Source organism: Enterobacter cloacae complex sp. 385G4 (assembly GCF_057320665.1).
Genome location: NZ_JBXWDD010000004.1, coordinates 287482 through 308720, shown reverse-complemented (window position 1 = coordinate 308720; position 21239 = coordinate 287482). Strand labels below are relative to the sequence as shown.

Genomic DNA, 21239 nt, shown 5'->3' with positions numbered 1-21239 from the left:
GAAATAAAGGGGGAAATGATGCGAGAGCAGAATGATCCCCGCAGCGGCGCTACGGGGGAGGGCGAATTACAGTTCCTGTTCGAACAGAACCAGAATCGCTTCGTGGAGATCCTTCACGGAGAAACCGCTAGCCGGGGTGGTAAAGATGGTGTCATCACCGGCAATGGTGCCGAGAATACCCTCTGTTTTACCTAACGAGTCCAGCATGCGGGCAATCAGCTGCGCGGCACCCGGGCTTGTGTGGATGACCACAACGGCGTCGTTATAGTCGATATCCAGAACCAAATTCTTGAGCGGGCTGGAGGTGGTCGGCACGCCAAGTTCAGCCGGCAGGCAATAGACCATCTCCATCTTGGCGTTGCGGGTACGCACCGCGCCAAACTTGGTTAACATGCGGGAGACTTTCGACTGGTTGATGTTATCGAAGCCTTGTTCCTGCAGCGCCTGAACAATTTCTCCCTGAGAACTGAATTTCTCTTCTTTAAGTAGCGCCTTAAACGCTTTTACCAATTCTTCTTGCTTAGACGAGCTTCGCATAAGTCACCCGGAATATGACGAAAGAAACAACATTATTATGCATGTGGATGAATTTTTATGCAAATTATCTGCTCAACGGCAGGCTGAAATAATGTTATGAAAGGGAGTGATTTTATCAGATTTCGTTATCAGAAAACATGCCTGGGTCACGCCGCGCAAATAAGCTTAAAAGTAAATTAAATGTTATCAAAATGATGTTGTTTTGGTGGCGTGGCAGGGTGTATTGTAACCACCTCTTAATTCGTTGCCATCTGTCGTCAGATAGCTTTCTGGTGAGAGATAAAGTCGTGTGACCTCAAATTCTTTAGCTTCGAAAATTGTAATTAAAGACATGCTGATTTAAGGTCGCGGCAACGGATTTACAGATACTTAAGTTAACCATAATAAGGAGTTTAGGATGAAAGTCGCAGTCCTCGGCGCTGCTGGTGGTATCGGCCAGGCGCTTGCCCTACTACTGAAAACCCAACTGCCTTCAGGCTCAGAACTCTCCCTGTACGATATTGCTCCGGTAACCCCAGGCGTGGCGGTTGACCTGAGCCACATCCCGACCGCTGTAAAAATCAAAGGCTTCTCCGGTGAAGATGCGCGTCCTGCGCTGCAGGGTGCTGACGTGGTCCTGATTTCTGCAGGCGTGGCGCGTAAGCCAGGCATGGATCGTTCAGACCTGTTCAACGTCAACGCGGGCATCGTGAAAAACCTGGTGCAGCAGATCGCTGAAGTGTGCCCGAAAGCATGCATCGGTATCATCACTAACCCGGTGAACACCACCGTTGCTATCGCAGCCGAAGTGCTGAAGAAAGCGGGTGTGTACGACAAAAACAAACTGTTCGGCGTGACCACGCTGGATATCATCCGTTCCAACACCTTCGTTGCTGAGCTGAAAGGCAAACAGCCAACAGAAGTGGAAGTGCCGGTTATCGGCGGCCACTCTGGCGTGACTATTCTGCCTCTGCTGTCCCAGATCCCGGGCGTGAGCTTCACCGAGCAGGAAGTGGCTGACCTGACCAAACGAATCCAGAACGCGGGCACCGAAGTGGTGGAAGCGAAGGCGGGTGGCGGTTCTGCAACCCTGTCTATGGGCCAGGCGGCTGCACGTTTCGGTCTGTCACTGGTTCGCGCCCTGCAGGGCGAGAAAGGCGTTGTTGAATGCGCTTACGTTGAAGGCGACGGCGAACATGCTCGCTTCTTCTCTCAGCCGCTGCTGCTGGGCAAAAACGGTATTGAAGAGCGTAAGCCTATCGGTACGCTGAGCGCGTTTGAGCAAAACGCGATGGAAGGCATGCTGGACACGCTGAAGAAAGATATCACTCTGGGTGAAGAGTTCGTTAACAAGTAAAACGAAGTGTCTCCCGTAGGCCGGGTAAGCGTTAGCGCCACCCGGCAAAAAAACCGAAGCCAGTAAGTGCTTCGGTTTTTTTATGGGCTAATTTGTTGCCGGGTATTCCTGAATCGTCACGTGCAGCGTCATTTTCTTATCGTTGCGCATGATTTCCACAGGGATGATCGAGCCAGGGCGAATTTCGGCCACCTGGTCCATCGTCTCCAGGGCAGAGACTGCCGGCGTGCCGTTAACCGACACGATGACATCATTAACCTGAATCCCCGCGTTAGCCGCCGGGCCACCCGGTGCCACCTCGTTGACGACGATGCCCTGAATCTGATCGATACCGCCGCCCTGAGTATGCATTGGCGCAATTTCGCGCCCGCCGATACCGATATAGCCGCGGATCACGCGTCCGTCGCGGATCAGCTTATCCATAATCTTGGTCGCCAGCTGGAACGGAATAGCAAAGCCGATCCCTTCCGGCGTCTCGCCGTCGTTGCTTTTATCGAACGAGAGGGTGTTGATGCCCATCAGTTCGCCCAGCGAGTTGACCAGCGCGCCGCCGGAGTTGCCGTGGTTGATTGATGCATCCGTCTGCAGGAAGTTCTGCCGTCCTGACGGGTTGAGGCCGATTCGACCGGTCGCGCTGATAATTCCCTGCGTGATGGTCTGGCCCAGGTTGTACGGGTTACCGATCGCCAGCACCACATCGCCGATGTGCGGCGTACGTTTACGGTTGATCGGAATGACCGGCAATCCGCCCGTGGCGTTAATCTTCAGCACGGCCAGATCGGTCAGGCTGTCTGAACCCACAAGCAACGCCTCAAACACGCGGCCATCCTGCAGGGCGACGATGATCTGGTCGGCATCGTTGATCACGTGTTTGTTCGTAATAATGTAGCCGCGCTCGTCCATAATCACCCCGGAGCCAAGGGTGCGGATCTCAAGCTGGTTATGTGCTGAGCTGTTGAGGCCGCGGTTATAAACGTTAACCACGGCAGGGGCGGCACGGCGAACGGCCTGGTTATAGGTCGCCGGCGTTTCATCCGTGCTGTCGAACTGGGGGGCAGACAGCTTATTAAACTGACGCAAAGACGGCATCGCCAGCAGCAGCAGGCCAGCGACAATCAAACCGATGACAATGGAACGTAAGAGCTTTAAAAGCATGATGCGCGTGTCGTGAAAAAAGGAACGATTTGCAGCATAACATGAGTTATCCGGACATCACACGCAGCGGTGATGTCCGGGATCGCAAATGCTTAGCGCAACAGAATGTAGATAGACTCATTGCCACGCATGACCTGCAGGGCAATGACCGCCGGTTTGCTCTCCAGCACCTTGCGCAGTTCGGCAATGGACTGCACGCGATTGCGGTTCACGCCAATGATGACATCTTCCTGATGCAATCCGGCCTGCGCGGCAGGGCTGCTCTTCTCGACGGTGTCCAGGCGAATGCCTTTCGTACCGTCTTTCAACTGCCCATCGCTTAGCGTTGCCCCCTGCAGCGCCGGGGCGATAAGCTCCGCGCTGGCAGAGGACGAGGTGCTTTTATCCAGCGTCACTTCGACGTTCAGCGGCTTACCGTCACGGATCAGGCCCAGCTTCACTTTGGCCCCCGGTTCGGTGGTGGCGATACGCGAACGCAGTTCAGCAAAGCTACTCAGCGGCTTGTCGTTAAGGCTGACGATCACATCGCCCGATTTGATGCCTGCTTTTGCCGAGCCGGAGTTTGGCAGCACTTCACTGACAAACGCACCGCGCTGCACGTTGATATTGAACGCTTTCGCGATATCCGCGCTCATCTCCATGCCTTTAATACCCAGCAGTCCACGTTTGACTTCGCCGAACTGGATTAGCTGCTGCGCCAGCGTTTTAGCCATATTGCTCGGGATCGCAAAGCCAATCCCAATGCTGCCGCCGCCCGGAGCCAGAATTGCCGTGTTAATGCCAATCAGCTCGCCGTTAAGGTTGAGTAATGCCCCGCCGGAGTTGCCCCGGTTGATTGAGGCATCGGTCTGGATGAAGTTTTCCAGACCTTCCAGATTCAGGCCACTGCGTCCCAGCGCCGAGACTATGCCGGAGGTGGCAGTTTGACCTAAACCAAAGGGGTTGCCCACGGCGACGGCAAAATCACCGACGCGCAGCTTGTCGGAATCCGCAATGGCAATCTGGGTCAGGTTGCTCGGGTTCTGCACCTGCAATAGCGCGATGTCGCTCTGATCATCGCCGCCAATCAGTTTGGCATCAAATTCACGACCATCGTTCAGCTGGACGCTGATTTTATCGGCCTGGCTGATGACATGATTATTGGTCAGGATATAGCCTTTAGCCGCATCAATGATGACGCCAGAGCCCAGGCCTTCAAAAGGCTGAGCCTGCTGGCTGGGGGACTCATCGCCAAAATATTTTTTCAGTTCTTCCGGTACGCGCTGGCTTTGAACCGCCGTGCCTTCTACCTGAACGCTCACGACCGCGGGCAACACTTTTTCCAGCATCGGCGCGAGGCTGGGAGTGGCTGCCTGTCCCGGCACCTGCGAAGGCAGCGCCGCACCGGCAGGGAAGGACGCCGAGAGAGATAACCCGACACTTAACGCTATAGCGCTCAACAGCTGGTTTTTTTTCTTCATTGATGCTGACTCTCGTATCCTGGAATGAAAGAAGAACGGCCCAAAATCATGATGATGTTATTGAATTTTATACCGCTGAACAATGAGGTGTTTGACTAAATAATAGCTGGGGACGGGAAGAAAGGACGGGCGCAAGAGATGCGCCCGTAAAATATATTTATGTTGTGCGATTAATCGCGTTTTGCGCCACCGCGCAGCAGGCCGGACGCGCCGTCAGAGTAGTCGCGTGGCATCTGAACCGGAGCCTGATCGTTACCCGCTTCTGAGTCGGCCAGACGGTTGCGGAACGGGTTAGTCTCCGCGGTCATTTCCGGCAGCAGGCTGCTGGAGCTTTTCGCCATATGCTGATACAGCTGACGGTAGTCGGTCGCCATGTTGTCCAGCAGCTCAGCGCTACGGGCAAAGTGGCTGACCAGCTCTTCGCGATACTCTTCCAGCTCTGCTTTATTCTTTTCCAGTTCGTACTGCAGTGACTGCTGCTGACGCAATTTGCGGTTACCGAAACGCATGGCCACAGCACCGATCACGATGCCGACGACTAAACCGATTAGCGCATATTCCCAGGTCATGAACTTCTCCCGTTGTCTTGTTGTTCCGTAGGGTGTTGGCTCGGCTCCTGCCTGTGCCTGATAATGCCACTATAACCGCTATTTCCGCAGAAGTGGAATCCTGACGTATCATCGCGTAGTGTAGAACGGCCTTTTTTTCATCAGTCACGCCTGCTGATGAGCATTAATTGAAGGAATAACAATAAGATTATGCAAATCCTGTCCCCTGCATCGCGATATCAACTGGCCCTGAATGAGGGTACTCATCAGCCTGATGACGTTCAACGTGAGGCGGTAAACCGTCTGGAGATGATTTATCAGGCGCTCACGGCAAAACCTGCTGAAGTAGAACAGAGTGGTGGGCTCAAAGCGGCGTTTGGCCGACTGCTCGGCAAAAAAGCGCCGCAGGCTCAGGCTCCGGTGCGCGGTTTATATATGTGGGGCGGCGTCGGTCGCGGAAAAACCTGGCTGATGGATCTGTTTTATCTCAGCCTGCCGGGGGAGCGTAAACAGCGCCTCCACTTCCATCGCTTTATGCTGCGGGTGCATGAAGAGCTGACAGCGCTGCAGGGCAAAAGCGATCCGCTGGAGATTGTGGCTGACAGGTTCAAGGCGGAAACGGACGTGCTCTGCTTCGATGAGTTTTTTGTTTCTGACATTACCGACGCCATGCTGTTAGGCGGACTGATGAAAGCGCTGTTTGCCCGCGGGATCACGCTCGTTGCCACGTCGAATATCCCGCCGGATGAACTCTATCGCAACGGCCTGCAGCGGGCGCGTTTCCTGCCGGCCATTGATGCTATCAAACAGCATTGCGACATCATGAATGTCGATGCCGGTGTCGATTATCGTCTGCGCACGTTAACGCAGGCGCACCTGTGGCTTTCGCCGTTAAACGCCGATACCGCTCGCGAGATGGATAAACTCTGGCTGGCGCTGGCGGGCGCAAAACGCGAAAACGCACCGACGCTGGAGATTAACCATCGCCCGTTACCCACCCTTGGCGTAGAAAACCAGACGCTGGCGGTCTCTTTTGCGACGCTCTGCGTGGATGCCCGCAGCCAGCATGACTATATTGCACTTTCGCGCCTGTTCCACACCGTGATGATGCTGGATGTGCCGGTGATGACGCGGCTGATGGAGAGCGAAGCGCGGCGCTTCATTGCGCTGGTGGACGAGTTTTACGAGCGCCACGTCAAGCTTGTCGTCAGCGCCGAGGTGCCTTTATATGAGATCTACCAGGGCGAGCGGCTGAAGTTTGAGTTCCAGCGCTGCCTCTCGCGCCTGCAAGAGATGCAGAGCGAAGAGTATCTCAAGCGTGAGCATATGCCCTAATCAATGCTCCTCTCTCCCACTGGGAGAGGGGCTGGGAGTGAGGGCACCAGACCGCACAAACGCGCCCCCCGAAAAACCCATTCCAAATCACATTTAAGGGTCGATCTTTGACCTCAACTTCTCTATAATCTTGCGACCCCACGTTACGAGAAGGTTTTTTTCCCGAAACTTTCTATGTGTCGGCATGTGCTATTCGAAGGGGTAGGTTTGCCGGACTTTGTCGTGTGAACCTCAACTGACTAAACGTTTGGGTGTTCACCAACGTGTAACTTATTATTTGGGTAAGCTTTTAATGAAAACTTTTACAGCTAAACCAGAAACCGTACAGCGCGACTGGTATGTTGTTGACGCGACCGGTAAAACTCTGGGCCGTCTGGCTACTGAACTGGCTCGTCGCCTGCGCGGTAAGCATAAAGCGGAATACACTCCGCACGTTGATACCGGTGATTACATCATCGTTCTGAACGCTGACAAAGTTGCTGTTACCGGCAACAAGCGTACTGACAAAGTGTACTACCACCACACCGGCCACATCGGTGGTATCAAAGAAGCGACCTTTGAAGAGATGATTGCCCGCCGTCCTGAGCGTGTGATTGAAATCGCGGTTAAAGGCATGCTGCCAAAAGGCCCACTGGGTCGTGCTATGTTCCGTAAACTGAAAGTTTACGCAGGCAACGAGCACAACCACGCGGCACAGCAACCGCAAGTTCTTGACATCTAATCGGGATTATAGGCAATGGCTGAAAATCAATACTACGGCACTGGTCGCCGCAAAAGTTCCGCAGCTCGCGTTTTCATCAAACCGGGCAGTGGTAAAATCGTAATCAACCAGCGTTCTCTGGAACAGTACTTCGGTCGCGAAACTGCCCGCATGGTAGTTCGCCAGCCGCTGGAACTGGTTGATATGGTAGAAAAACTGGATCTGTACATCACCGTTAAAGGTGGTGGTATCTCCGGTCAGGCAGGTGCGATCCGTCACGGTATCACCCGCGCTCTGATGGAGTACGACGAATCCCTGCGTTCTGAACTGCGTAAAGCTGGCTTCGTTACTCGTGACGCTCGTCAGGTTGAACGTAAGAAAGTGGGTCTGCGTAAAGCACGTCGTCGTCCACAGTTCTCCAAACGTTAATCCATTCTGCTTACGCAGAACGATTGGCGAAAAACCCGCTTCGGCGGGTTTTTTTATGGATAATGCGCAGGTTATCCACAGTAACATTTCATATATCTTCTCTTTTTCCACATTTCCGGCATCCCCTCACCACAAAGCCATCAAAATCTGGTAAACTATCATCCAATTTTCTGCCCAAATATCGGTGAATACTCGATTTTTGTTCGATTCTTGAACAATGTGTCTTCTCTGGGATGGGCGATACTTCATCTGGCTGGCCCCGTTGGGCTGGTAGCAGTAAAAATTCTGAATATACCTGGAGGTTTTCATGGCTGTCGCTGCCAACAAACGTTCGGTAATGACGCTGTTTTCTGGTCCTACTGACATTTATAGCCATCAGGTTCGTATCGTGCTGGCCGAGAAGGGTGTCAGTTTTGAGATCGAGCATGTGGAAAAGGATAACCCGCCTCAGGATCTGATCGATCTCAACCCGAGCCAAAGCGTACCGACGCTGGTGGATCGCGAGCTGACCCTGTGGGAATCCCGTATCATTATGGAATATCTGGATGAGCGTTTCCCGCATCCGCCGCTGATGCCTGTTTACCCTGTTGCACGTGGTGAAAGCCGCCTGTACATGCAGCGTATCGAAAAAGACTGGTACTCGCTGATGAACGTCATTACCAGCGGCTCCGCTTCTGAAGCCGACGCTGCGCGTAAGCAACTGCGTGAAGAGCTGCTGGCAATTGCCCCTGTGTTTGGTCAGAAACCGTTCTTCCTGAGCGACGAGTTCAGCCTGGTGGATTGCTATCTGGCCCCGCTGCTGTGGCGTCTGCCAATTCTGGGCGTTGAGTTCAGCGGCCCTGGCGCAAAAGAGCTGAAAGGCTATATGACTCGCGTATTTGAGCGCGACTCTTTCCTGGCATCTTTAACTGAACCGGAACGTGAAATGCGTCTCGGCCGAGGCTAATGACTGTGGAAATGTCACAACTTACCCCACGCCGTCCGTATCTGCTGCGCGCCTTCTATGAATGGCTGCTGGATAACCAGCTCACGCCGCACCTGGTTGTGGATGTGACGTTGCCGGGCGTGCAGGTTCCAATGGAATACGCACGCGACGGACAGATTGTACTGAATATTGCGCCACGTGCAGTGGGTAACCTGGAGCTGGCAAACGACGAAGTGCGCTTTAATGCGCGTTTCGGCGGCGTGCCGCGTCAGGTTTCCGTTCCGCTGGCTGCGGTTCTGGCTATCTACGCCCGTGAAAACGGTGCAGGCACCATGTTCGAGCCGGAAGCGGCGTATGATGAAGAGGTTGCCAGCCTGAATGACGATGAGGCATCCGATGAACGCGAAAGCGACCCGGTAATGTCTGTGATTGATGGCGACAAGCCCGATCGTCAGGACGACGACGAGGGTCCCGATGATGAACCGCCACCGCGCGGTGGTCGTCCCGCACTGCGCGTTGTGAAATAAACAAACAGGCCCGACGGGCCTGTTTTGCTTTCTGCCCCTTTTCGCCCCCTCTAATTTCCTGTGTTATGATGCAGCGTTTTCCTTCAATGGCACCGGACTGCAATGAATTCGACCGATCGTAACGCTGAAAACTCAGATGAAACCCTTGGCCGCAGCCTGCGTCGCCGACCGCTGACGCGCAAAAAGCTGTCGGATATGGTGGAAGAAGAGCTGGAGCAGATGATCCGCCGGAAGGAATTTGCCCAGGGAGAGCAACTGCCCTCCGAGCGCGAGCTGATGGCGTTCTTCAACGTGGGTCGCCCCTCGGTGCGCGAAGCGCTGGCGGCGCTGAAGCGTAAAGGTCTGGTACAGATTAACAACGGTGAACGCGCCCGCGTCACCCTGCCGTCTGCCGATACCATCATCAGCGAGCTGTCGGGGATGGCGAAAGATTTTCTGACCCAGCCCGGTGGTATTGCCCATTTTGAGCAGCTCCGTCTGTTCTTTGAATCCAGCCTCGTGCGTTATGCCGCAGAGTACGCCACGGACGATCAGATTGCGCGGCTGACGAAAGCGCTGGAGATCAACAGCCAGTCCCTGGATGACAACGCGCTGTTCATTCGATCCGACGTCGATTTTCACCGCGTGCTGGCGGAGATCCCCGGCAACCCAATCTTCAACGCGATCCACGTTGCGCTGCTCGACTGGCTAATCGCGGCGCGTCCTACAGTGCCGGACGCTGAGCTTTATCAGCATAACGAAGCCAGCTATCGCCAGCATATCGCGATCGTTGACGCGATCCGCCGCCGCGATCCCGATGAAGCCGATCGGGCGTTGCAAACTCACCTCAACAGCGTTTCCGCTACCTGGCACGCCTTCGGCCAGCATTCAAAAGTTAAAAAGTAACGATCCTTTAGTGAAGCAGATCGCAATATAAGCGTTCTGTATTCCACTGCTGCTTAATTGATCTGGTATAACAGGTATAAAGGTATATCGCTATAACAAACACACGAATGATTGAGGTATCTATGGCAACGCAACTCCGCGGCGTAATGGCCGCCCTTCTGACTCCGTTTACCCAACAGCAGGCGCTGGATAAGGAGAGCCTGCGCCGTCTGGTGCAGTTCAATATTGCGCAGGGCATCGACGGGCTTTATGTCGGCGGTTCAACGGGGGAAGCCTTTGTCCAAAGCCTTTCTGAACGCGAGCTGGTGATGGAGATCGTGGCGGAGGAGGCGAAAGGAAAAATCACGCTCATTGCCCACGTTGGCTGCGTGAGCACTGCGGAAAGCCAGCAGCTGGCCACCGCCGCAGCCCGCCTGGGCTTTGACGCCGTGTCCGCCGTCACGCCGTTTTATTACCCCTTTAGCTTTGAAGAACATTGCGATCACTACCGTGCAATTATTGATTCGGCGGATGGTCTGCCGATGGTGGTCTACAACATCCCGGCGTTAAGCGGCGTGAAGCTAAGCCTGGATCAGGTCAACACTCTGGTGACGCTGCCCGGCGTCGGCGCGTTAAAACAAACCTCCGGCGATCTGTTCCAGATGGAGCAGATCCGCCGTGAGCATCCGGATCTGGTGCTCTACAACGGCTATGACGAAATCTTTGCCTCCGGCCTGCTGGCCGGCGCGGACGGGGGGATCGGCAGCACCTACAACATTATGGGCTGGCGCTACCGGGCTATCGCCAACGCGGTTCGTGAGGGGGATAACGCCACCGCACAGCGCCTGCAAAGCGAATGCAACAAGGTCATCGACCTGCTGATTAAAGCCGGGGTCTTCCGTGGTCTGAAAACGGTTCTGCACTACATGGACGTGGTGTCCGTGCCGCTGTGCCGTAAACCGTTTGCCCCTGTAGACGAGAGATTCGTGCCGGCGCTGAAGGCGCTGGCGGAGCAGTTAATGGCGGAAAAACGCTAACGCACTGCCGGATGGCGCGTCGCTTATCCGGCCTACAAAAACGCGATACGTAGGCCGGATAAGGCGCAGCCGTCATCCGGCAAAACGACAGAGAAATCGTCGGGAGAGTGAAATGAGTAAGTCTACCCAAAGCATCCCGTGGTACCGCCATCTAAGCCGCCCTCAGTGGCGCGCCTTCTCCGCCGCCTGGCTGGGATATCTGCTTGATGGCTTCGATTTTGTTCTGATTGCCTTAGTCCTGACAGAAATTAAAAGTGAATTTGGCCTCACGACCGTTGAAGCGGCGAGCCTCATTTCGGCGGCCTTTATTTCGCGCTGGTTCGGCGGCCTGCTGCTGGGCGCCATGGGCGACCGCTATGGCCGCAAGCTGGCAATGATAACCAGCATCGTACTCTTCTCCTGCGGTACGCTGGCCTGCGGTTTTGCACCGGGTTACGTCACCCTGTTTATCGCCCGCATGGTGATTGGTATGGGGATGGCGGGGGAATACGGCTCCAGCGCAACCTACGTCATCGAAAGCTGGCCGAAACACCTGCGCAATAAGGCGAGTGGTTTTCTGATTTCTGGCTTCTCCATCGGTGCCGTGGTTGCGGCCCAGGTCTACAGCCTTGTCGTGCCCGTCTGGGGCTGGCGAGCGCTGTTCTTTATCGGCATCCTGCCCATCGTCTTTGCCCTGTGGCTGCGGAAAAATATTCCGGAGGCTGAAGACTGGAAAGCGAAGCACGAAGGTCAGGCGCCGGTACGTACAATGGTTGATATTCTTTATCGCGGCAAATACCGCCTGATCAATATGGCGATGACGCTGTTTGCCGGCACGGCGCTGTGGTTCTGCTTTGCCGGCGAACTCAACAACGCCGGGCTGGTGGTTATTCTCGGCCTGCTGTGCGCCATTGTGTTTATCAGCTTTATGGTGCAAAGCAGCGGTAAACGCTGGCCTACGGGCGTCACGCTGATGGTTGTCGTGCTCTTCGCGTTCCTCTACTCCTGGCCGATTCAGGCGCTATTACCCACGTATCTGAAAACCGACCTGGCCTATGATCCGTCAACGGTGGCGAAGGTGCTATTCTTTAGCGGCTTCGGCGCGGCTGTAGGCTGCTGCGTGGGTGGTTTTCTCGGCGACTGGTTGGGCACCCGGAAGGCCTACGTCTGTAGCCTGCTGGCCTCACAGCTGCTGATCGTTCCCGTCTTTGCGATCGGTGGCGCAAATGTCTGGGTGCTGGGCCTGCTGCTCTTTTTCCAGCAGATGCTGGGGCAGGGGATCTCGGGGATCTTACCGAAACTTATCGGCGGTTATTTCGACACCGACCAGCGTGCGGCGGGTCTGGGCTTTACCTATAACGTCGGGGCGCTGGGCGGGGCGATCGCCCCGGTGATTGGCGCGCTGCTGTCGCAGAATATGGCGCTGGGCACAGCCCTGGGATCGCTCTCCTTCGGCCTTACCTTTGTGGTGATCCTGCTGATTGGACTGGATATGCCGTCCCGCGTTCAGCGCTGGCTGCGGCCGGAGGCGATTCGAACCCACGACGCCATCGACGGTAAACCTTTCAGCGGAGCCGTCCCGTTTGGCGGCGATAAAAGCGCTTTAGCCAAAAGCAAAAGTTAATCCGCTGGAAAAAGCGGCAGGGCGTTAGCTCCGCCGTGAGGATATCTTTATGTACGCGATGACGTTTGCCACGCGGTTTCCAACCCAGAATTAGCGCTTAAACGTCACCGCTTCCGGCTGCGTCAGGTGCAAGGTTGTCTGGCTGGGCACCGTCTCGGCAATCACCTTGCCGTGGCGAACAGAGTATCGTGCCGGCGTCTGGCGACGAACGGCATCAAACCCATTCTCTGCCGGGAGGATCACCAGGTTTGCTGAATTCCCAACGCGCACACCATAGTCCTGCAAATTAAGCGTTTTCGCGCTGTGGGTAGTGATCAGGTTAAGCCCATCGTTTATCTGCCCGTACCCCATCAGTTGGCAAACGTGCAGTCCCATATGAAGAACCTGAAGCATATTCGCGGTTCCCAGCGGATACCACGGATCGAAAACGTCGTCATGACCGAAGCAGACGTTGATCTCCGCTTCCAGCATTTCTTTGACGCGTGTAATGCCGCGGCGTTTGGGATAGGTATCGAAACGGCCCTGCAAATGCGTGTTAACCAGCGGGTTTGCCACGAAGTTAATGTCTGACATTTTTAACAGGCGGAACAGCCGGGACGTATACGCGCCATTATAGGAGTGCATCGCCGTGGTATGGCTGGCGGTCACGCGCGAACCCATTCCGTCACGATGTGCCAGGGCGGCAACGGTTTCAACGAAGCGCGATTGTTCATCATCAATTTCGTCACAGTGGACATCGATCAGGCGGTCGTACTTTCTGGCCAGGGAAAACGTTTTATGCAGCGACTCCACGCCATATTCACGCGTAAATTCAAAGTGCGGAATTGCGCCGATGACATCCGCCCCTAAACGCACGGCTTCCTCAAGCAGTGCTTCACCGTTCGGATAAGAAAGAATGCCTTCCTGCGGGAATGCCACAATTTGCATATCGACCCACGGGGCGACTTCCTGCTTCACCTCCAGCATGGCTTTCAGTGCCGTAAGCGTGGGGTCCGAGACGTCAACATGTGTACGTACGTACTGAATGCCGTTGGCGATCTGCCACTTCAGGGTTTGCATCGCGCGAGCTTTAACGTCTTCGTGGGTGAGCATCGCCTTACGTTCGGCCCAGCGCTCGATTCCCTCGAAAAGGGTGCCTGACTGGTTCCAGTTCGGTTCACCCGCCGTTTGCGTTGTATCCAGATGGATATGCGGTTCGATGAAAGGAGGGATAACCAGCCCGCATTCGGCGTCCAACACCTGACCGACTGGCGCAGAGGCGGTTTCCTGAGGATCGATACGGCTGAAGCGTCCGTCCTCAATCGTGATCTGCCATAAACCCTCCTGCCCCTGCAAACGGGCCTGACGGATAGTGAGGGAATTATTCTGCATGGGAAGCCTCCGAAGGATTGACAAGGGTGCGTCTGGCGAATGGGTTTAACACCAAATAGCTGAAGACGCCACCCAATACTGCGTTAACGGGGACAATTCCCGGAATATAATGCCCGGCAGCAACGCCCAGGGCGACCGAGAAAATGGCAATCCAGTTAACAGACACAAAATTTGCGGGGGCGAAGCTGGCATAGCGGCGGCGATTAATCAGGTAGTCGGCGATAATCACCCCGCCAATCGGCGGAATCGCTGCCGACAGAAAGGTCAGCCAGCCAACGAAGTTGTTGTATAGCCACAGCGCGCACAGCGTACCGATAATGCCATTCACCACCGACAGCGTACGGCTGGAAAGGCCAGTAATATTGGCGAAACCCAGACCAGAGGCGTACAGCGCGTTGTCATTGGTGGTCCAGATATTCAGGCCGAGAACGACAATCGCCGGCACCAACAGTCCCTGGGCGATCATCACGTCAGAAATATCGGCCTGTCCTACGGCGGCAGCGCCTGCCGCACCGAAGATAAACATCAGCGAGTTGCCAAGGAAAAATGCCACCATCGCCACCAGAACGGCACCTTTAGCATTGCGGCCAAAGCGGACGAAGTCGGCGGTCAGCGTGCCTGCGCTGATAAACGAACCTACAACCAGCGCCAGCGCGCTGGAAAAGTTGAGCGGCGTCTGCGGCACAATGGATTTGAGGTGGTCCAACCCTCCCACGCCGTCCACCGCCAGCCAGACGGAGTAGCTACCCAGGATGACGATAGCGGGTACGGCGATGATGGATAAAATCGTCAGTGCTGAGATGCCAAAAAAAATGGTCAACGTCATCAACAGGCCGGAAACCGCAATCAGGACGTTCACGTCGATGCCCGTGGCTTTACTCACCGGGATGGCAAACATCGCTACGCCGACGCCAAACCATCCTACCTGCGTACCGCCTAAAAGCATGGAGGGAAGCCAGGAACCTTTTATACCGAACGAGTAACGCGCAAGAAGATGGGTTGAGAGGCCGGTTTTTGCGCCAATGTAGCCAAGAAAAGCAGTGTAAATACCGAGGAGGAGATTGCCGAAGAGAACTGCGAGGAAGAAATCAGTATAGGAAAGACCGGTACCGAGCGTGCCTCCGGTCCACATACTGGCGGAAAAAAACGTTAACCCTAACATCACAAAAGTGAGTGGAACCACGCCTTTCCGCGCCGCCAGAGGGACGGGGCCCTGGCTATAATTGTTATCTTGCGACACAACGCCTCCTTGAATTTTGGCCAAAAAATCCGCCGCATAATATCCATTTTTTTTATCAATGCAAACGTTTACGTCCGGGGTTTACACTGCATTTGTGGGGAAATGGGTATCGTTAACAGAAGGGGAGGTTACTGAAAACAGGCTCCCCGGCGTTCCGCTTTATGCTTCTGCCGGGAAGTCAGAGGGGCTTACACTTCCAGGAAGTTCATGATCCCGTCAGCCGCTTTACGTCCTTCGGCAATCGCGGTAACCACCAGGTCGGAACCGCGAACGATATCACCACCGGCGAAGATTTTCGGGTTGCTGGTCTGGAAGGCGTTGTCGCTGCCTTCCGGCGCAATCACGCGGCCCTGTGAGTCCAGCTCTACGCTGTGCTTCGCCAGCCACTCCATGCTGTGAGGGCGGAAACCAAACGCCATCACCACGGCGTCGGCCGGGATCACGTGCTCAGAGCCTGCCACGATCTCCGCGCGACGACGGCCTTTTGCATCCGGCGCACCCATCTCCGTGCGCGCCATCTTCACGCCGCTTACCTTACCGTTGGCGTTCACTTCAATGCCCAGAGGCTGGATGTTGAACTGGAACTCCACGCCCTCTTCACGCGCGTTTTTTACTTCGCGCTTAGAGCCGGGCATGTTCTCTTCGTCACGACGGTAAGCACAGATGACGTGCGCCGCGTTCTGACGAATGGACGTACGCACGCAGTCCATCGCGGTATCACCGCCGCCCAGCACGACAACGCGTTTACCTTCCATGCTGACAAACGGCTCGTCGGCAGTTTCTCCGTAGCCCATCAGCTGTTTGGTGTTAGCAATCAGGAACGGCAGCGCGTCGTAAACGCCCGGCGCGTCTTCGTTTTCCAGACCACCGCGCATGGACTGATAGGTACCCACGCCCAGGAACACGGCGTCGTAATCCTTCAGCAGATCGTCGAGCTGCACGTCGCGGCCCACTTCGGTGTTGAGTTTGAACTCAATGCCCATGCCGGTGAAGATTTCACGGCGGCGGGTCATCACCTCTTTTTCCAGCTTGAAGGCCGGGATACCGAAGGTCAGCAGACCGCCGATTTCCGGGTGACGGTCAAAAACCACCGCCTTCACGCCGTTGCGTGTCAGCACGTCGGCACAGGCGAGGCCTGCCGGACCCGCGCCGACGATTGCCACGCGCTTGTCGGTTTGCTTCACGCCGGTCATATCCGGACGCCAGCCCATCTCGAACGCTTTATCGTTGATATAGCGTTCGATGTTGCCGATGGTCACCGCACCAAACTCGTCGTTCAGCGTACAGGAGCCTTCGCACAGGCGATCCTGAGGACACACGCGACCGCACACTTCCGGCAGGGTATTGGTCTGGTGAGACAGCTCGGCGGCTTCAAAAATACGCCCTTCGTTGGCCAGCTTCAGCCAGTTCGGAATGTAGTTATGGACCGGACATTTCCATTCGCAGTAAGGGTTACCGCAGGACAGGCAGCGGTCTGCCTGTGCTTTGGCCTGGCCTTCTGAAAACGGCTCGTAGATTTCAACAAATTCAATTTTACGGATCTTCAGCGGTTTCTTTGGCGGATCAACACGCTGCAGGTCGATAAACTGGTATACGTTCTGGCTCATCTGAATTCCTTACTGCGCCTGCACGCGCAGCTCTGCTGCGCTACGACTACGGTGACCCAACAGGGCTTTAACATCGCTGGACTTCGGCTTAACCAGGGCGAATTTCGCAGAGAACGCCGGCCAGTTCGCCAGGATCTCTTCGCCGCGCGAAGAACCGGTATGCTGCACGTGTTCGGTAATCAAACCGCGCAGATGTTCTTCATGAATGGCCAGCGAATCAACGTCCAGCACTTCCACCAGTTCCGGGTTCACGCGCTTGCGGAACTCACCGTCTTCATCCAGCACGTAGGCAAAACCGCCCGTCATGCCGGCGCCAAAGTTCACGCCGGTTTTACCCAGGACGCACACAATTCCGCCCGTCATGTATTCGCAGCCGTTATCGCCGATGCCTTCCACCACGGTGATGGCACCGGAGTTACGCACCGCAAAACGCTCGCCCGCACGGCCCGCGGCAAACAGACGACCGCCGGTCGCACCGTACAGACAGGTGTTGCCGATGATGCTGGCTTCATGACTGCGGAAGGCTGAACCGACCGGAGGACGCACCGCCAGCAGACCGCCCGCCATGCCTTTGCCGACGTAGTCGTTGGCATCGCCGGTCAGGTATAACTCAACGCCGCCGGCATTCCACACGCCGAAGCTCTGGCCCGCGGTACCGCTGAAGTGCGCGGTAATCGGATCCGACGCCAGCCCCTGGTCACCGTGCGTTTGCGCGATGTAGCCGGAGAGGGACGCGCCGACAGAACGGTCGGTGTTGCGGATATCAAACCAGAACGTTTTGCTCTGCTTCTCGTCCACGTACGGCTTCGCCTGTTGCAGCAGCTGCGCGTTCAGCACGCCGTTGTCGAACGGCGGGTTGTTCTCGGTGCAGTAAACCGCTTTGCCAGGATGCGGCTCAGCCGTTTCCAGCAGCTTAGACAGCTCCAGCTTCTGCTGCTTGGCGGTGAAGCCTTCCAGCTCTTTCAGCAGGTCGGTACGGCCAATCAGATCCACCAGACGCTTCACGCCCAGCTGCGCCATCAGCTCGCGGGTTTCACGGGCGATGAAGTCAAAGTAGTTGGTCACTTTGAACGGCAGGCCGTGATAGTGATTCTTACGCAGCTTCTCGTCCTGGGTTGCAACGCCGGTTGCGCAGTTGTTCAGGTGGCAAATACGCAGGTATTTACAGCCGAGCGCAACCATCGGGCCGGTACCGAAGCCGAAGCTTTCCGCACCCAGAATCGCCGCTTTGATGATGTCGAGGCCGGTTTTCAGACCTCCGTCTACCTGCAAACGGATCTTGTGACGCAGGCCGTTAGCCACCAGCGCCTGCTGGGTTTCCACCAGACCAAGCTCCCACGGGCAGCCCGCGTATTTCACGGAGGAGAGCGGGCTTGCGCCGGTACCGCCGTCGTAGCCGGCAATGGTGATCAGATCCGCATAGGCTTTCGCCACGCCGGTGGCGATGGTGCCGACGCCCGGCTCGGAAACCAGCTTCACGGAAATCATCGCTTTCGGGTTGACCTGCTTCAGGTCGAAAATGAGCTGCGCCAGATCCTCGATAGAGTAGATATCGTGGTGCGGCGGCGGGGAAATCAGCGTCACGCCCGGCACCGAGTAGCGCAGTTTGGCGATGTACGGGGTGACTTTATCACCCGGCAGCTGACCGCCTTCGCCCGGTTTTGCACCCTGAGCGACCTTAATCTGGATCACATCGGCGTTAACCAGGTAGGCAGGGGTTACGCCAAAGCGGCCGGACGCCACCTGCTTGATGCGCGACACTTTGTTGGTGCCGTAACGGGCCGGATCTTCACCGCCCTCGCCGGAGTTGGAGTTGCCGCCGATGCTGTTCATGGCTTCCGCCAGCGCTTCGTGCGCTTCCGGGCTCAGCGCGCCGATGGACATCGCCGCGGTATCGAAGCGTTTGAACAATTCGGATGCAGGCTCAACTTCGTCAACGCTGACCGCTTCATCGCCCGGATTGAGGGCAATAAGGTCGCGCAGCGTCGCTGCCGGACGGTTGTTCACCAGCTCGGCATACTGCTGATAATCGCTGTACTCGCCGCTCTGTACCGCCTGTTGCAGCGTGCGCACCACGTCCGGGTTGTAGGCGTGATATTCGCCGCCGTGAACGTATTTCAGCAGGCCGCCCTGTTCCAGCGGCTTACGTGCCAGCCAGGCGCGCTTCGACAGGTTCACCAGATCCTGCTGGAAGTCAGCAAAACCTGCCCCGCCGATACGGCTGACCACGCCCTGGAAGCAGAGGTTGGCGACGTCGTCGTGCAGGCCGACCGCTTCAAACAGCTTCGAGCAGCGGTAAGAGGCAATGGTCGAGATGCCCATTTTGGACATGATCTTGTACAGGCCTTTGTTGATGCCGTTACGGTAGTTCAGCATCACCGTGCGGTAATCTTTGTCGATGGCGCGGGTGTCTACCAGGCGGGCCAGCGTTTCGTAGGCCAGGTACGGGTAGATCGCCGTCGCACCAAAGCCTAACAGCACGGCAAAGTGGTGCGGATCGCGGGCGCTGGCGGTTTCCACAATGATGTTGGCATCGCAGCGCAGGCTCTTGTCGACCAGACGCGTCTGGATAGCCCCCACCGCCATTGGCGCAGGCACCGGCAGACGGTTTTTCGCAATGTTACGGTCAGACAGCACCAGCAGAACGGTGCCGTTACGCACCATCTGCTCGGCTTTGTCGCACAGCGCATTCACCGTCTCTTCGAGGCTCGTTTCGGTCACGTCGAAGGTGATATCGAGCGTGTCGGCGCGGTAGTGCTCCTCGGTCATGGTGGTGAGCTGTTTAAAATCAGAGTACAGCAGGATCGGCGATTTAAAGGTCAGACGGTGCGCCTGGCCTTCGGCTTCGCAGAAGACGTTCATCTCGCGACCGATGCTGGTGGCCAGCGACATCACGTGGGCTTCACGCAGCGGATCGATTGGCGGGTTGGTCACCTGCGCAAACTGCTGACGGAAATAGTCGTAAATAATGCGTGGCTGGCTGGAGAGCACGGCGAACGGGGTATCGTCACCCATCGAGCCGACCGCTTCCTGGCCGTTTTCGCCGAGCACGCGAATAACCGAGTCCAGCTCTTCCGCGCTGTAGTTAAACTGCTTCTGGAAGCTTGCGAGGGTATCGTCGTCCATCTCGCGGCTGCCCACTTCGTCGTCAGACAGATCTTCGAAGGGTACCAGGCGACGGACGTTTTTCGCCATCCACTCTTTATACGGATGGCGGCTTTTCAGATCGTTATCGGTTTCCGCAGAGTGCAGAATACGGCCGCCGCGGGTATCGATCACCATCAGCTCGCCCGGACCGACGCGGCCTTTCTCGACCACTTCGTCAGGCTGGTAATCCCAGATCCCCACTTCAGAGGCGCAGGTGATGAGTTTATCTTTGGTGATGACGTAGCGCGCCGGACGCAGACCGTTACGGTCCAGGTTACACGCAGCGAAGCGACCGTCGGACATCACGATACCTGCCGGACCGTCCCACGGCTCCATGTGCATGGAGTTAAAGTCGAAGAACGCGCGCAGCTCGGGGTCCATATCCGGGTTGTTCTGCCAGGCCGGTGGCACAAGCAGACGCATGGCGCGCACGATGTCCATTCCGCCTGCCAGCAGCAGTTCCAGCATGTTATCCATTGAGCTGGAGTCAGAGCCGGTTTCGTTCACGAACGGCGCGGCATCGTGCAGGTCAGGGATCAGCGGCGTCTGGAACTTATAGGTACGGGCGCGGGCCCACTGGCGGTTACCGGTGATGGTGTTGATCTCGCCGTTGTGCGCCAGGTAGCGGAACGGCTGAGCCAGCGGCCAGCGTGGAACGGTATTGGTGGAGAAGCGCTGGTGGAACAGGCAAATGGCCGATTCCAGACGCAGGTCCGCCAGGTCCAGGTAGAAGCGCGGCAGGTCAGCCGGCATACACAGACCTTTATAGATGTTCACCAGGTTGGAGAGGCTACAGACGTAGAACTCTTTATCGTCCTGGAGACGTTTTTCAATGCGACGGCGGGCGATAAACAGACGGCGTTCCATATCACGCGGACGCCAGCCCGCAGGCGCATTAACGAAAATCTGTTCAATACGAGGCAGCGAGGAGAGGGCGATTTCACCGAGCACCCCTTCGTTGGTTGGCACATCGCGCCAGCCGACAATCGACAGGGTTTCGCGCTGAAGTTCTTCTTCAACGATGCGGCGTGAGGCGGCAGCCTTTTCAGGATCCTGATTCAGGAACAGCATGCCGACAGCGTAGTTTTTGGCTAAACGCCAGCCGCGCTCTTCCGCCACGATGCGGAAGAAACGATCCGGTTTTTGCAGCAGCAGGCCGCAACCGTCGCCGGTTTTACCATCGGCCAGGATGGCGCCACGGTGCTGCATACGGGCCAGTGCGTGAATAGCGGTACGCACTACCTTGTGGCTAGGTTCGCCTTCTATGTGGGCGATCAGGCCGAAACCACAGTTATCCTTCTCAAGGGATTTATCGTACAACATATCAGTGAACCTCCCCAGGCTCGTCGGGCTTCCCACTGAACTTTACCGTGGCGCACAGGCGCAGAAAGAGCATGGCGACGGGGTTAGCGTTTCAT

Annotated in this window: 17 protein-coding genes; 9 read left to right on the top strand and 8 right to left on the bottom strand. The window is 56.3% G+C overall.

Going from position 1 to position 21239, the window contains the following annotated elements; all coding sequences use genetic code 11:
* Window positions 1-66: 66 nt before the first annotated feature.
* Window positions 67-537: a transcriptional regulator ArgR gene (gene argR / locus AC2FAJ_RS14335; protein WP_008502836.1), complete on the bottom strand. Its 471-nt coding sequence runs from the start codon at window positions 535-537 to the stop codon at window positions 67-69.
* Window positions 538-934: 397 nt separating this feature from the next.
* Here argR and mdh point away from each other — a divergent pair, with 397 nt between their 5' ends.
* Window positions 935-1873, top strand: a complete 939-nt coding sequence (gene mdh, locus AC2FAJ_RS14330; protein WP_028014594.1) for a malate dehydrogenase — start codon at window positions 935-937, stop codon at window positions 1871-1873.
* Between the two features lie 87 nt (window positions 1874-1960).
* On the opposite strand, the gene degS is transcribed toward mdh, so the two are convergent.
* The 3 genes from degS to zapG all read right to left on the bottom strand — a co-directional run bounded on the left by degS (window position 1961) and on the right by zapG (window position 5057).
* Window positions 1961-3028: an outer membrane-stress sensor serine endopeptidase DegS gene (gene degS / locus AC2FAJ_RS14325; RefSeq protein WP_028014593.1), complete on the bottom strand. Its 1068-nt coding sequence runs from the start codon at window positions 3026-3028 to the stop codon at window positions 1961-1963.
* Between the two features lie 92 nt (window positions 3029-3120).
* On the bottom strand, window positions 3121-4488 hold the full coding sequence (degQ, locus tag AC2FAJ_RS14320; protein ID WP_047364739.1) for a serine endoprotease DegQ: 1368 nt from the start codon (window positions 4486-4488) through the stop codon (window positions 3121-3123).
* Window positions 4489-4658: 170 nt separating this feature from the next.
* Entirely contained in the window at window positions 4659-5057 is a 399-nt protein-coding gene (gene zapG, locus AC2FAJ_RS14315; protein WP_010436126.1) for a Z-ring associated protein ZapG, read from the bottom strand.
* A 189-nt stretch (window positions 5058-5246) separates the two neighbouring features.
* On the opposite strand from zapG, the gene zapE reads away from it, so the two are divergent.
* The 8 genes from zapE to AC2FAJ_RS14275 all read left to right on the top strand — a co-directional run bounded on the left by zapE (window position 5247) and on the right by AC2FAJ_RS14275 (window position 12456).
* Window positions 5247-6371, top strand: coding sequence for a cell division protein ZapE (gene zapE / locus AC2FAJ_RS14310; RefSeq protein ID WP_041907841.1), 1125 nt, complete (start codon window positions 5247-5249; stop codon window positions 6369-6371).
* Between the two features lie 292 nt (window positions 6372-6663).
* Window positions 6664-7092, top strand: a complete 429-nt coding sequence (gene rplM / locus AC2FAJ_RS14305; protein WP_006178824.1) for a 50S ribosomal protein L13 — start codon at window positions 6664-6666, stop codon at window positions 7090-7092.
* A 15-nt stretch (window positions 7093-7107) separates the two neighbouring features.
* On the top strand, window positions 7108-7500 hold the full coding sequence (gene rpsI / locus AC2FAJ_RS14300) for a 30S ribosomal protein S9 (RefSeq protein WP_003860436.1): 393 nt from the start codon (window positions 7108-7110) through the stop codon (window positions 7498-7500).
* Window positions 7501-7807: 307 nt separating this feature from the next.
* Window positions 7808-8446 (top strand): stringent starvation protein SspA, encoded by a 639-nt coding sequence (gene sspA / locus AC2FAJ_RS14295; protein WP_028014589.1) that lies wholly within the window; start codon window positions 7808-7810, stop codon window positions 8444-8446.
* Between the two features lie 5 nt (window positions 8447-8451).
* Window positions 8452-8952 (top strand): ClpXP protease specificity-enhancing factor, encoded by a 501-nt coding sequence (sspB, locus tag AC2FAJ_RS14290; protein ID WP_028014588.1) that lies wholly within the window; start codon window positions 8452-8454, stop codon window positions 8950-8952.
* Window positions 8953-9054: 102 nt separating this feature from the next.
* Window positions 9055-9837 carry a transcriptional regulator NanR gene (gene nanR, locus AC2FAJ_RS14285; RefSeq protein WP_280029669.1) on the top strand — a complete coding sequence of 261 codons (783 nt, stop codon included), beginning with the start codon at window positions 9055-9057 and terminating at the stop codon, window positions 9835-9837.
* 122 nt (window positions 9838-9959) lie between these two features.
* Complete coding sequence (gene nanA / locus AC2FAJ_RS14280; RefSeq protein ID WP_447087682.1) at window positions 9960-10853, top strand: N-acetylneuraminate lyase; 894 nt, start codon at window positions 9960-9962, stop codon at window positions 10851-10853.
* A 112-nt stretch (window positions 10854-10965) separates the two neighbouring features.
* Complete coding sequence (locus AC2FAJ_RS14275) at window positions 10966-12456, top strand: MFS transporter (RefSeq protein ID WP_048999219.1); 1491 nt, start codon at window positions 10966-10968, stop codon at window positions 12454-12456.
* Window positions 12457-12546: 90 nt separating this feature from the next.
* Here AC2FAJ_RS14275 and AC2FAJ_RS14270 read toward each other — a convergent pair whose 3' ends face one another.
* From AC2FAJ_RS14270 to gltB, 4 genes are all read right to left on the bottom strand, one after another.
* The gene (locus tag AC2FAJ_RS14270; protein WP_324660648.1) at window positions 12547-13827 is read right to left on the bottom strand and encodes a cytosine deaminase; all 1281 of its coding nucleotides are present in this window, start codon (window positions 13825-13827) and stop codon (window positions 12547-12549) included.
* Complete coding sequence (codB, locus tag AC2FAJ_RS14265; protein WP_485454252.1) at window positions 13817-15067, bottom strand: cytosine permease; 1251 nt, start codon at window positions 15065-15067, stop codon at window positions 13817-13819. Before codB ends, AC2FAJ_RS14270 begins: the two co-directional genes overlap by 11 nt.
* A 188-nt stretch (window positions 15068-15255) precedes the next feature.
* Complete coding sequence (gene gltD, locus AC2FAJ_RS14260; RefSeq protein ID WP_041907852.1) at window positions 15256-16674, bottom strand: glutamate synthase subunit GltD; 1419 nt, start codon at window positions 16672-16674, stop codon at window positions 15256-15258.
* Window positions 16675-16683: 9 nt separating this feature from the next.
* Window positions 16684-21144 carry a glutamate synthase large subunit gene (gene gltB, locus AC2FAJ_RS14255; RefSeq protein WP_047367043.1) on the bottom strand — a complete coding sequence of 1487 codons (4461 nt, stop codon included), beginning with the start codon at window positions 21142-21144 and terminating at the stop codon, window positions 16684-16686.
* Between the last annotated feature and the right edge of the window lie 95 nt (window positions 21145-21239).

Excerpts from the sequence above, each read along its gene's own strand:
- argR (WP_008502836.1), bottom strand. The coding sequence starts at position 537 with ATGCGAAGCTCGTCTAAGCAAGAAGAATTGGTAAAAGCGTTTAAGGCG.
- mdh (WP_028014594.1), top strand. The coding sequence starts at position 935 with ATGAAAGTCGCAGTCCTCGGCGCTGCTGGTGGTATCGGCCAGGCGCTT.
- degS (WP_028014593.1), bottom strand. The coding sequence starts at position 3,028 with ATGCTTTTAAAGCTCTTACGTTCCATTGTCATCGGTTTGATTGTCGCT.
- degQ (WP_047364739.1), bottom strand. The coding sequence starts at position 4,488 with ATGAAGAAAAAAAACCAGCTGTTGAGCGCTATAGCGTTAAGTGTCGGG.
- zapG (WP_010436126.1), bottom strand. The coding sequence starts at position 5,057 with ATGACCTGGGAATATGCGCTAATCGGTTTAGTCGTCGGCATCGTGATC.
- zapE (WP_041907841.1), top strand. The coding sequence starts at position 5,247 with ATGCAAATCCTGTCCCCTGCATCGCGATATCAACTGGCCCTGAATGAG.
- rplM (WP_006178824.1), top strand. The coding sequence starts at position 6,664 with ATGAAAACTTTTACAGCTAAACCAGAAACCGTACAGCGCGACTGGTAT.
- rpsI (WP_003860436.1), top strand. The coding sequence starts at position 7,108 with ATGGCTGAAAATCAATACTACGGCACTGGTCGCCGCAAAAGTTCCGCA.
- sspA (WP_028014589.1), top strand. The coding sequence starts at position 7,808 with ATGGCTGTCGCTGCCAACAAACGTTCGGTAATGACGCTGTTTTCTGGT.
- nanR (WP_280029669.1), top strand. The coding sequence starts at position 9,055 with ATGAATTCGACCGATCGTAACGCTGAAAACTCAGATGAAACCCTTGGC.
- nanA (WP_447087682.1), top strand. The coding sequence starts at position 9,960 with ATGGCAACGCAACTCCGCGGCGTAATGGCCGCCCTTCTGACTCCGTTT.
- AC2FAJ_RS14275 (WP_048999219.1), top strand. The coding sequence starts at position 10,966 with ATGAGTAAGTCTACCCAAAGCATCCCGTGGTACCGCCATCTAAGCCGC.
- AC2FAJ_RS14270 (WP_324660648.1), bottom strand. The coding sequence starts at position 13,827 with ATGCAGAATAATTCCCTCACTATCCGTCAGGCCCGTTTGCAGGGGCAG.
- gltD (WP_041907852.1), bottom strand. The coding sequence starts at position 16,674 with ATGAGCCAGAACGTATACCAGTTTATCGACCTGCAGCGTGTTGATCCG.
- gltB (WP_047367043.1), bottom strand. The coding sequence starts at position 21,144 with ATGTTGTACGATAAATCCCTTGAGAAGGATAACTGTGGTTTCGGCCTG.